The organism is Kitasatospora sp. NPDC096147 (assembly GCF_044763225.1).
GTDB lineage: Bacteria > Actinomycetota > Actinomycetes > Streptomycetales > Streptomycetaceae > Kitasatospora.
In genome coordinates this window covers 114,161-122,648 of sequence record NZ_JBIWFX010000005.1, presented here as the reverse complement: position 1 = coordinate 122,648, position 8,488 = coordinate 114,161, and the positions used below count along the sequence as shown (strand labels likewise).

The following is an 8,488-nucleotide window of genomic DNA, read 5'->3' as shown; positions in this document are numbered from 1 at the left end:
AATCCTCCCCCCCACCTCCCCCCCCGCACCGCACGCCGTCTGTTGTGTTATGCTGGGCGGTGTGGGGGGGGGCCCCGCGCCGGGGGGGGGGCCCCGCCGGCCGAGTGACGGACGGTCAGCGGCGGATCAGAGGGTGCCCAGCTGGGCGGCCAGGTCGTCCAGGCCCAGCGACCCCTGGGACAGCGCCGCGGTGTGCCAGCGCTTGAGGTCGAACGCGCCGCCGAGGCGGCGCCGGGCCTCCTCCCGGCCCCGGAGCCAGACCCGCTCGCCGAGCTTGTAGCCGATCGCCTGGCCGGGCCAGCCGAGGTAGCGGACGATCTCGCTGTCCCGCTTCCCGGCCGGGGTGCCGCTGTGGGCTGCCATGAACGCGGTGGCCAGCTCCGGCGTCCAGCGCTCGCCCGGGTGGAAGCCGGAGTCGGCGGGGACGGCCAGGCCCAGGTGCATGCCGATGTCGATGATCACCCGGATGGTGCGCAGCATCTGCTCGTCCAGGAAGCCGAGCCGGTGCGCCGGGTCCTCGAAGTGGCCCAGCTCGTCCATCAGTCGCTCCGCGTAGAGCGCCCAGCCCTCGATGTTCGCGCTCACCCGGCCGACCGTGGTCTGGTAGCGGCTCAGCTCGCCGGCCAGCTCGGTCCAGCGGGCCAGCTGGAGGTGGTGGCCGGGCACGCCCTCGTGGTACCAGGTGGTGACCAGGTGCCAGGTCGGGAAGGTGGTCCGGCCGAGGGTCGGCAGGTAGGTCCGGCCGGGGCGGCTGAAGTCCAGGCTGGGCGCGGAGTAGAACGGCGCCGCCGCGCTGCCGGCCGGGGCGAGGTGCGACTCCACCCGGCGCAGCGGGCCGGAGATGTCGAAGTGCGTCCCGTCCAGCGCGGTGATGGCCTGCTCCATCACCTGCTGGAGCCACCCGCGGATCGCCTCCTCGCCCTCCACCGCGTGGCCGTGGCGGTGCAGGTGGTCGACCGCCTCCAGCACCCCGGCCCCGGGCAGCACCCGCTCGGCCTCGGCGCGCATCTCGGCGGCCGTGCGGTGGAACTCCTCCCAGGCCCAGGCGTACGCCTCGTCCAGGTCGAGGTCAGCGCCCGCGTGGTGACGGACCGCCAGCCGGTAGCGGTCGCGGCCGACGGCGTCCGGGGTGCCGAGGGTGGCGGGCGCGTAGCCGTCCCGCAGCCAGTCGCGGAACGCGGCGGTGGCGGCGGTGGCCTCGGCGGCGGCGGCGTCCAGCTCCCCGCGCAGCCGCTCCGGCCCGGCGGCGACGAAGCCGGCGAACCAGCCGGCGCTCCCGTCGGCCTCCCCGGTCCAGGCGGTGAGCTGGTCGACCACGGCGGCGGCCTGCCGGGGTGCGGCGAGCAGCTTGCGGTCGATGCCCTCGGCGAGGGTGGTGCGGTAGCCCGCCAGGGCGCCGGGCAGGTGGCGCAGCCGCCCGGCCACCGCCGCCCAGTCGTCCTCGGTGGCGGTCGGCATGAAGGTGAAGACGTCCCGCACCTGGTGCACGTGGGCGCCGATGTTGCGCAGCTGACGGTAGTTCTCCCCGCTGTCGTGCAGGGCGAGTTCGGCGCTCAGGCGGTCCCGGAGCAGGCTCGCGCAGTTGCGGTCGGCGGAGTCCTCCGGGGCGGGGGCCGCGTCCAGGGCGGCCAGGGTCCGCCGGGCGGTGTCGGCCTGGGCCTCGAAGCCCTCCGGTGACAGGTCCGGCTGCCGGTCCCCGCCCGGGTGCAGGCCCAGCCAGGCAGCCGCCAGCGGGTCCTGGGCGGCCACCTGGTCGAGGTGCCGGTCGGCGATGGCGCGTGCGGTGATCGTTCGGTCTCCCATGGCGCCATCCTCGCTCAACCAGGGCCGGTCGTGCGGCGGTTCGGAGCAGCGGTGCTCCGGCCTGGGGTGCCCCGGTCTGGGGCGCCTCGGTCTGTGGTGCTCCGGTCTGGGGCGCCTCGGTCTGTGGTGCTCCGGTCTGGGCGCCCCGGCGGGCGGTGGCCCGGACGTTCCGGGTGTCCGGCTACTCGCCGGTGCGGCCGTCGGTGAGCTCCAGGACGATGTCCAGGTGGCCGGCGTGCCGGGCGTACTCCTGGAGGACGTGGAACAGGATCCAGCCCAGGGTCGGGAGCGGCGAGCCGTCGTCGGCGAAGCGCCCGCCGGGGGAGGCGGGGGTGGCCAGCGGGGTGCCGGTCACCACCTCCCGGGTGTCCGCGCCGCCCGCGTGCAGCGCGGCCAGCAGCTCCGCGAGGGTGTCGTCCGGGCCGACCTGCCAGCGGCCGTCGGGACTCTGCCGGTCGTGCCCCCGGTCGCCCCAGGGCGCCGGGACCGGCTCGCCGAGGAAGGCCCAGTGCAGCCAGCGCCGCTCCATGTGGCCGAGGTGCTTGAGGAGTTCGAGCGCGCTCCAGTCGGAGGGGAGCCTGCTGGTGCGGAGCTCGGCCTCCGGCAGGCCGGCCAGCTTGGCGTCGATCGCGGACCGGTAGTAGTCCAGGTAGCCGAGCAACAGCTCGGTGGGGTCGGAGAGTTGGGTGCTCGGCTCGGGCAGGTGATCGCTCATGGGGCGAGTCTGCCACGCCGCCGTGGGGTGGAGGGGCAGCGGTCGGCCAGTGGGGGAGCGGTTCGGGCCAGCTCGCCGGAATCGCAGGGTCCGGCGGGTGGCGGCTGCCTACTGTCGGAACTGTTGGCATCCGCACCGTGTGTGTGCCGCCGAGGTAGGGAGACCCCGCCGTGCCGTCTCTGCTGCGCTACGAGATCCTCACCGACCCGACGTCCCTCCAGGCGTCCTCCGACGGAAGGCCGTCCGTGGGGACGGTGTACGTGATCGTCTCCAACACCCACCAGGAGGACGTGGAGTGGAGGTACATCGACCTGGCGATCCCGGTCGGCTCCGGCCCCGACGACCTGACGGACGACCGGGCGGCCATCCGGCCGAGCATTACCACGACCTACAACACCCCCTGGGACACGGCCGATCCGGTACTCGCCTGGGACGAGGACGCCCAGGCGTTCCGGGCCCAGCACCCCACCCGGCCGGGGAGCAAGCAGATCTTCCCGGGTCAGCAGTCGCTCACCCTGAAGCTGGAGAACGTCCCCGTCACGGCGGGCGGCGGGCTGGTCCGGCTGACGGTCGGTGAGCGGACCGGCGGCGGTGACGGGGCGGCGGCCATGCCGACGGACGTCTTCGTCACCACGTTGGCCCTGGTCAAGCAGGTGCCGAGGGTCCCGCGCAACTTCCGTCCGAAGCTCTCGCTCCTGCCCGAGGGCGCCCAGGTCGAGCTGGAGTGGGACGGCCCGGGCAATCTCGACTACTGGATCCGCTTCCCGGACGGGCAGACCGTGCCGGTCGCCCTCGGCGCCCCGGCGGGCCGGCCGGTGACCGACCAGTCCTACCTCTGGCCCACCCCCGGCGCCGCCCCGATCCCGGTGCCCAAGCGCGGCACCACCTACACCCTGATCGCCGGCACCAGCCTCAACGGGCAGCCGCAGCACGGGTACTTCCTCACCACCACCGTGCACGCCCTGGTCCCCGAGTTCGCGAGCGGCACCCGCACCCCGTGGATCGAGGGCGGCGCGGGCCTGGGCCGGGCCGTCTTCACCCCGGACGGCGTGCTGGTCGACGGCCGCGACGCCGGCCCGGGGACGGTGACGGCCCGGACCGTGGACGTCCACGAGGTGCGGGCCGAGAAGGTCAAGGGCCATGGCGACGGGGCGGGTTGGATCCGCTTCCCGGACAGCGGGGTGGAGGTGCTGCACGGCCCCGGCGAGGACCGGGGCGTGGTCACCGCCGAGCGGATCGACGTGGACGGCGTGGACACCCGGTGGGTCGGTGACCGCACGGCCGGGCACGGCTGGACCTCCTTCCCGGACTCCGGCATCAACGTGCACCGGGACGGTGGCCAGGAGCTCGGCGTGCTCAGCGGCGACCGGGTGGACGTGAACGGCGTGGACACCCGGTGGGTCGGCGACCGCACGGCCGGGCACGGCTGGGTCGACTTCCCGGCGGCAGGGGTGAACGTCCGCAAGGACGGCGGCCAGGAGTGGGGCGTGCTGGCGGCCGACAAGGCCGACCTGAACGGCGTCAACACCAAGTGGGTGCAGGGTCGCGACGCCGCCGACGGCTGGATCGAGTTCCCCCGCTCCGGCATCAACGTCCGCCGGGACGGCGGCCAGGACTGGGGCACCGTCTCGGCCGGCGTCGCGGACCTCAACGAGCTGAAGACCGGCACGGCCCGGGTGAAGGGCGAACTCACCGTCGGCGGCGGCATGAAGCTCAGTCAGGACGGCGAGCGGCTGTTCACCACCCTGCCGGACCGGATCCTCTTCCACGGCATCAACGAGTTCAAGCGGTGGGTGACCTTCGAGCAGGGCATCGGTGCCAGCACCGGCAAGAGCGGCCTCTCGCTCACCAAGGAGTACGGCGTGCTGATCCGGGGCTGCGACGTCCAGATCCAGCAGGGCGAACTCTCCGTCTCCACCGGCGAACCGCCCCGGGTCAGGACCCTCTGACCGCTCGGCGGGGGCGGGAGTGCTCCTTCAGGAACGCTCCCGCGTGCGCCGCTGCCTCCTCCATGGCCTGGTAGGAGGTGTCGGGGTCGGCCTCCCCGGACGTCCCGTCGGCCCCCTCGCCGCTCCACCGCCACCCGGCGCCCGAGGCCGGCCCACGGGTCAACTCCGCAGTCCCGCCGAACAGTTCGAGTCCGACCCGTTCGGCGGGGCGACCGACCGCCTCGGGCCACTTCTTCCGGGCCCCCTGCCGGGTGATCCCCCAGACCCCGCCGAGCTGCTCGTAGCTCGCGCCGTAGGACCCGGCGGTGGTCGCCGCGACCGCCGTCAGCCGCCTGACCTCGGTGTCCACCACCTTCCAGGCGGCCAGCACGGACAGCGCCACCTCGGCCGGGTCGGCGTCCCACATTCGGGCCTCGGGCAGGCCGGAGGCCCGGGCCCGGAGGGTCGACGCGAGGGGTTCGAGGACGGCGTAGAGCGCCTTGTCGAGTTCGACTTGTTCTTCGAGGCTGATCTCGGAGGGGAGCATGTGACAACTTTAGTTACCGAGCTCCTGAATGTAAACCATGGTTGTCGAGTCTGCCGGTCCTGGTGCTCCTGGCGGGCCGGGGCGGGAATCGGCCGGGGTCAGCGGAAGTCGCGGCTGCGCAGGCCGGTGACGGAGAGGACCAGCGGGGTGAGGCGGGTGGCCAGGAGGTTGATAGCGCCGTCGCGGCGTTCGGTGGTGCCGTGGACCAGCAGGCCCGCGCAGGTGAGGGCGGTCTTGCGGTGCTGCTCCCAGACGTGGGGCTGGACGACGACGTTGACCAGGCCGGTCTCGTCCTCCAGGGAGAGGAAGAGCACCCCGCCCGCGGTGGGTGGGCGTTGGCGGTGGGTGACCAGGCCGCCGACGCTCACCGAAGTGCCGTGCGGGGCTTCGTCCTTGAAGGCGGTGGCGGTCAGGGCGCCGCAGCGCACCAGGTGGGGGCGGGCGTGCTGGACGGGGTGGCTGGTGGCGGAGGAGCCGGTGGCCCAGAGATCGGCGATGGTCTCCTCGACGGCGGTCATCTCCGGCAGGCCGTCGGGCGGAGTGAGCGCGGTGGTGGTGCCGGGGAGCATGGCGTCGGTGGTGCGGGCCAGCAGGCCGGCGGACCAGAGGGCCTGACGGCGGGTCACCCCGAGGCTCGCGAACGCCCCGGCGGTGGCGAGGGCTTCGAGGGCGGGGGCCGGGAGGGCGGTGCGGCGGGCGAAGTCCTCCAGGCCGGTGTAGGGCTGTCCGGCGGTGATGGCGGCGGCCTGCTCCTCGCCGAGGCCCCGGACGGTTGCGAGGCCGAGCCGGATGGCGGGGCGGGTGGCGGCGGGCGGGGAGGAACCGCCTGCGCCATCCCGTTCCCCCGCTTCAGCGGCCCTGCCCGGCGTGCCTGGTGCACCAGCCCCAGCCGGTCCGAGGTGACCTGCGGAGGTGGGCGGCGGGTCGACGGCTTCCAGGGTGGGGCCGGGGTGGGAGTGGTTGACGTCGGCGGGCAGCACGGTGACGCCGTGCCGCCGGGCGTCGGCGATCAGGCTGAGCGGGGAGTAGAAGCCCATCGGCTGGTTGGCCAGCAGCGCGCAGGTGAACGCCTCCGGGAACTTGAGCTTGAGCCAGGCGCTGGCGTAGACGAGCAGCGCGAAGGAGGCGGCGTGCGACTCCGGGAAGCCGTAGCCGGAGAAGGCGTCGATCTTGGTGTAGACGTCCTCGGCGACCTCGTCCGGGATGCCACGCTGTCTCATCCCGCTGAGCAGGCGCTCGCGGAGGGCGGCGACGCGCTGGTGGGAGCGTTTGGAGCCCATCGCCTGCCGGAGTTCGTCGGCCTCGGCGGGGGTGAACCCGGCGCAGTCGATGGCCAGTTGCATCATCTGCTCCTGGAACAGCGGGACACCCAGGGTCTTGGTGAGGGCCTTCTCCATCAGCGGGTGCGCGATGGTGGCGGGCTCGTGCCCGTTGCGGCGGCGGATGTAGGGGTGGACCGAGCCGCCCTGGATCGGACCGGGCCGGATCAGCGCGACCTGGACCACCAGGTCGTAGAACTTCCGCGGGCGCATCCTCGGCAGCGCGCCGGCCTGGGCGCGGGACTCCACCTGGAAGACGCCGACGGTGTCGGCCCGGGCGAGCATCGCGTAGACGGCCTCGTCGTCCTGGGGGATGGTGGCCAGCTCGTAGCGGAGGCCGTGGTGACGCTCGATCAGGTCACAGGCGTCGTGCAGGGCGGAGAGCATGCCGAGGCCGAGCAGGTCGATCTTGACCAGCCCGGCCTCGGCGCAGCCGTCCTTGTCCCACTGGAGCACGGAGCGGCCGGGCATGGTGGCCCACTCGGTGGGGCAGGTCTCGGCGATCGGGGCGTGGGTGAGCACCATGCCGCCGGAGTGGATCCCGAGGTGGCGCGGCAGGCCCCGCAGCCCGGTGGCCAACTCCCGGACGTCGTCCGGCACTCCGGTGCCGTCCGGGGGCAGCTCGTACCAGCCGGTGGCGGCGGCGAAGCGGTCCAGGTCGCCGGTGGCGTAGCCGAGGGCGCGGGCGGCGTCGCGGACCGCGAGCCGGGGCTGGTAGCTGATCACGTTGGCGACTTGGGCGGCGTGGTCGCGGCCGTAGGTGTCGTAGACGTACTGGATCACCTCCTCGCGGCGGCGGTGCTCGATGTCCAGGTCGATGTCGGGCGGCCCGTCCCGCTCGGGGCTCAAGAACCTCTCGAACAGGAGGTCGTAGTGGATCGGGTCCACGCTGGTGATGCCCAGGGCGTAGCAGACGGCGGAGTTGGCGGCCGAGCCCCGGCCCTGGCACCAGATGTCCGAGCGGTGGGCGAAGGCCACGATGTCGTGGACGATCAGGAAGTACCCGGCCATCTCCAACTGCTCGATCACGTCGAGCTCGTGGGCGATCTGCCGGTGCGCCTTCGCGTTGTCCGGGGCGAAGCGGCGGGCGGCGGCGTCCAGGGTGAGGCGGCGCAGCCAGCCGATCTCGCTGTGGCCGTCCGGGACGGGGAAGCCGGGCATCTTGGGCTTGAGCTCCCGGAAGTCGAAGGCCAGCCCGTGGGCGAGCTCCACGGTGGCCCGCTGGACGCCGGGCCAGGGGGCCAGTCGGCGGGCCATCTCGGCGGGGGAGCGCAGGTGGGCGGTGCCGGCCGCCGCCAGGTGCGCCTCGGCGTCGGTGAGTGAGCGGCCCTGGCGCAGGGCGGCCAGCGCCTGGGCGAGCCGGCCCTGGGCGGGGGAGGCGTGGTGGGCAGCGGTGGTGGCCACCAGAGCCAGGCCGGTGCGGGCGGCGAGTGCGGCCAGCGCGTCGTTGCGTTCGTCGTCGCCGGGGAGGTGATGGTCGGTCAGCTCGACGAAGACGTTCTCCGGGCCGAACCGGTCGGCCAGCAGCCGGAGTTCGCGCTCGGCACCCGTCACGCCCTCGGTCGCCAGGGCACGCCGGACGGCGCCCTTGCGGCAGCCGGTCAGCACGGCCCAGTGGCCGTCGTGTGCCCCGGCCAGCCGCTCGCGGTCGTACCGGGGGCGGCGTTTGGCGCCACCGGCCAGATGGGCGTCACCGATCAGCCCGGCCAGCCGGTGGTAGCCCTCCGCGCCCCGGGCCAGGACGAGCAGGTGCTCGCCGTCCTGGTCGGCGACGCCGGTCGGGGGGAGCGCGGCGTCCAGGGTCAGCTCCGCCCCGAAGACGGTGGCCAGCCCGGTGCGGCGGGCCTCGGCGGCGAAGGCCGGAGCCGCGTAGAGGCCGTCGTGGTCCGTGACCGCGAGCGTGCCGATGCCCAACCTCGCCGCCTCGTCGACCAGTTCGGCCGGATCGCTGGCCCCGTCCAGGAAGCTGTAGGTGGTGTGGACGTGCAGCTCGGCCCACTCCGCGCCGCCCTCGGGCGGTGACGGGGCCGGGGCCGTCTCGGGGCGGGGGTCGGTGCCCGGGAAGGGGACGACCGTACGGTCGCCGGTCCTGGGCCGGGCGCCGGCCATGGCGCGTTCGAGGTCGCGCCAAGGCGTCTTCGGGTGGTTGGTGAAGCCCATGGTGCTGTGTCCGGTC

At 74.1% G+C, this 8,488-nt stretch carries 5 protein-coding genes; 1 reads left to right on the top strand and 4 read right to left on the bottom strand.

All coding sequences use genetic code 11. The annotated features are described in order from the left end of the window. Positions 1-126: 126 nt before the first annotated feature. Together ACIRBX_RS18185 and ACIRBX_RS18180 are read right to left on the bottom strand one after the other, a co-directional pair. Complete coding sequence (locus tag ACIRBX_RS18185) at positions 127-1,803, bottom strand: DUF885 domain-containing protein (RefSeq protein WP_402297808.1); 1,677 nt, start codon at positions 1,801-1,803, stop codon at positions 127-129. A 181-nt stretch (positions 1,804-1,984) separates the two neighbouring features. Beyond that, the gene (locus ACIRBX_RS18180; RefSeq protein WP_402297806.1) at positions 1,985-2,518 is read right to left on the bottom strand and encodes a DinB family protein; all 534 of its coding nucleotides are present in this window, start codon (positions 2,516-2,518) and stop codon (positions 1,985-1,987) included. 170 nt (positions 2,519-2,688) lie between these two features. Here ACIRBX_RS18180 and ACIRBX_RS18175 point away from each other — a divergent pair, with 170 nt between their 5' ends. After that, complete coding sequence (locus tag ACIRBX_RS18175; protein ID WP_402297804.1) at positions 2,689-4,467, top strand: hypothetical protein; 1,779 nt, start codon at positions 2,689-2,691, stop codon at positions 4,465-4,467. Here ACIRBX_RS18175 and ACIRBX_RS18170 read toward each other — a convergent pair. After that, positions 4,454-4,993, bottom strand: coding sequence for a hypothetical protein (locus tag ACIRBX_RS18170; protein ID WP_402297803.1), 540 nt, complete (start codon positions 4,991-4,993; stop codon positions 4,454-4,456). The two genes, ACIRBX_RS18175 and ACIRBX_RS18170, sit on opposite strands and share 14 nt — an antisense overlap. Before the next feature lie 98 nt (positions 4,994-5,091). Continuing rightward, positions 5,092-8,472 carry an error-prone DNA polymerase gene (locus ACIRBX_RS18165; RefSeq protein ID WP_402297802.1) on the bottom strand — a complete coding sequence of 1,127 codons (3,381 nt, stop codon included), beginning with the start codon at positions 8,470-8,472 and terminating at the stop codon, positions 5,092-5,094. Positions 8,473-8,488 lie beyond the last annotated feature (16 nt).

Excerpts from the sequence above, each read along its gene's own strand:
- ACIRBX_RS18180 (WP_402297806.1), bottom strand. The coding sequence starts at position 2,518 with ATGAGCGATCACCTGCCCGAGCCGAGCACCCAACTCTCCGACCCCACC.
- ACIRBX_RS18170 (WP_402297803.1), bottom strand. The coding sequence starts at position 4,993 with ATGCTCCCCTCCGAGATCAGCCTCGAAGAACAAGTCGAACTCGACAAG.
- ACIRBX_RS18185 (WP_402297808.1), bottom strand. The coding sequence starts at position 1,803 with ATGGGAGACCGAACGATCACCGCACGCGCCATCGCCGACCGGCACCTC.
- ACIRBX_RS18165 (WP_402297802.1), bottom strand. The coding sequence starts at position 8,472 with ATGGGCTTCACCAACCACCCGAAGACGCCTTGGCGCGACCTCGAACGC.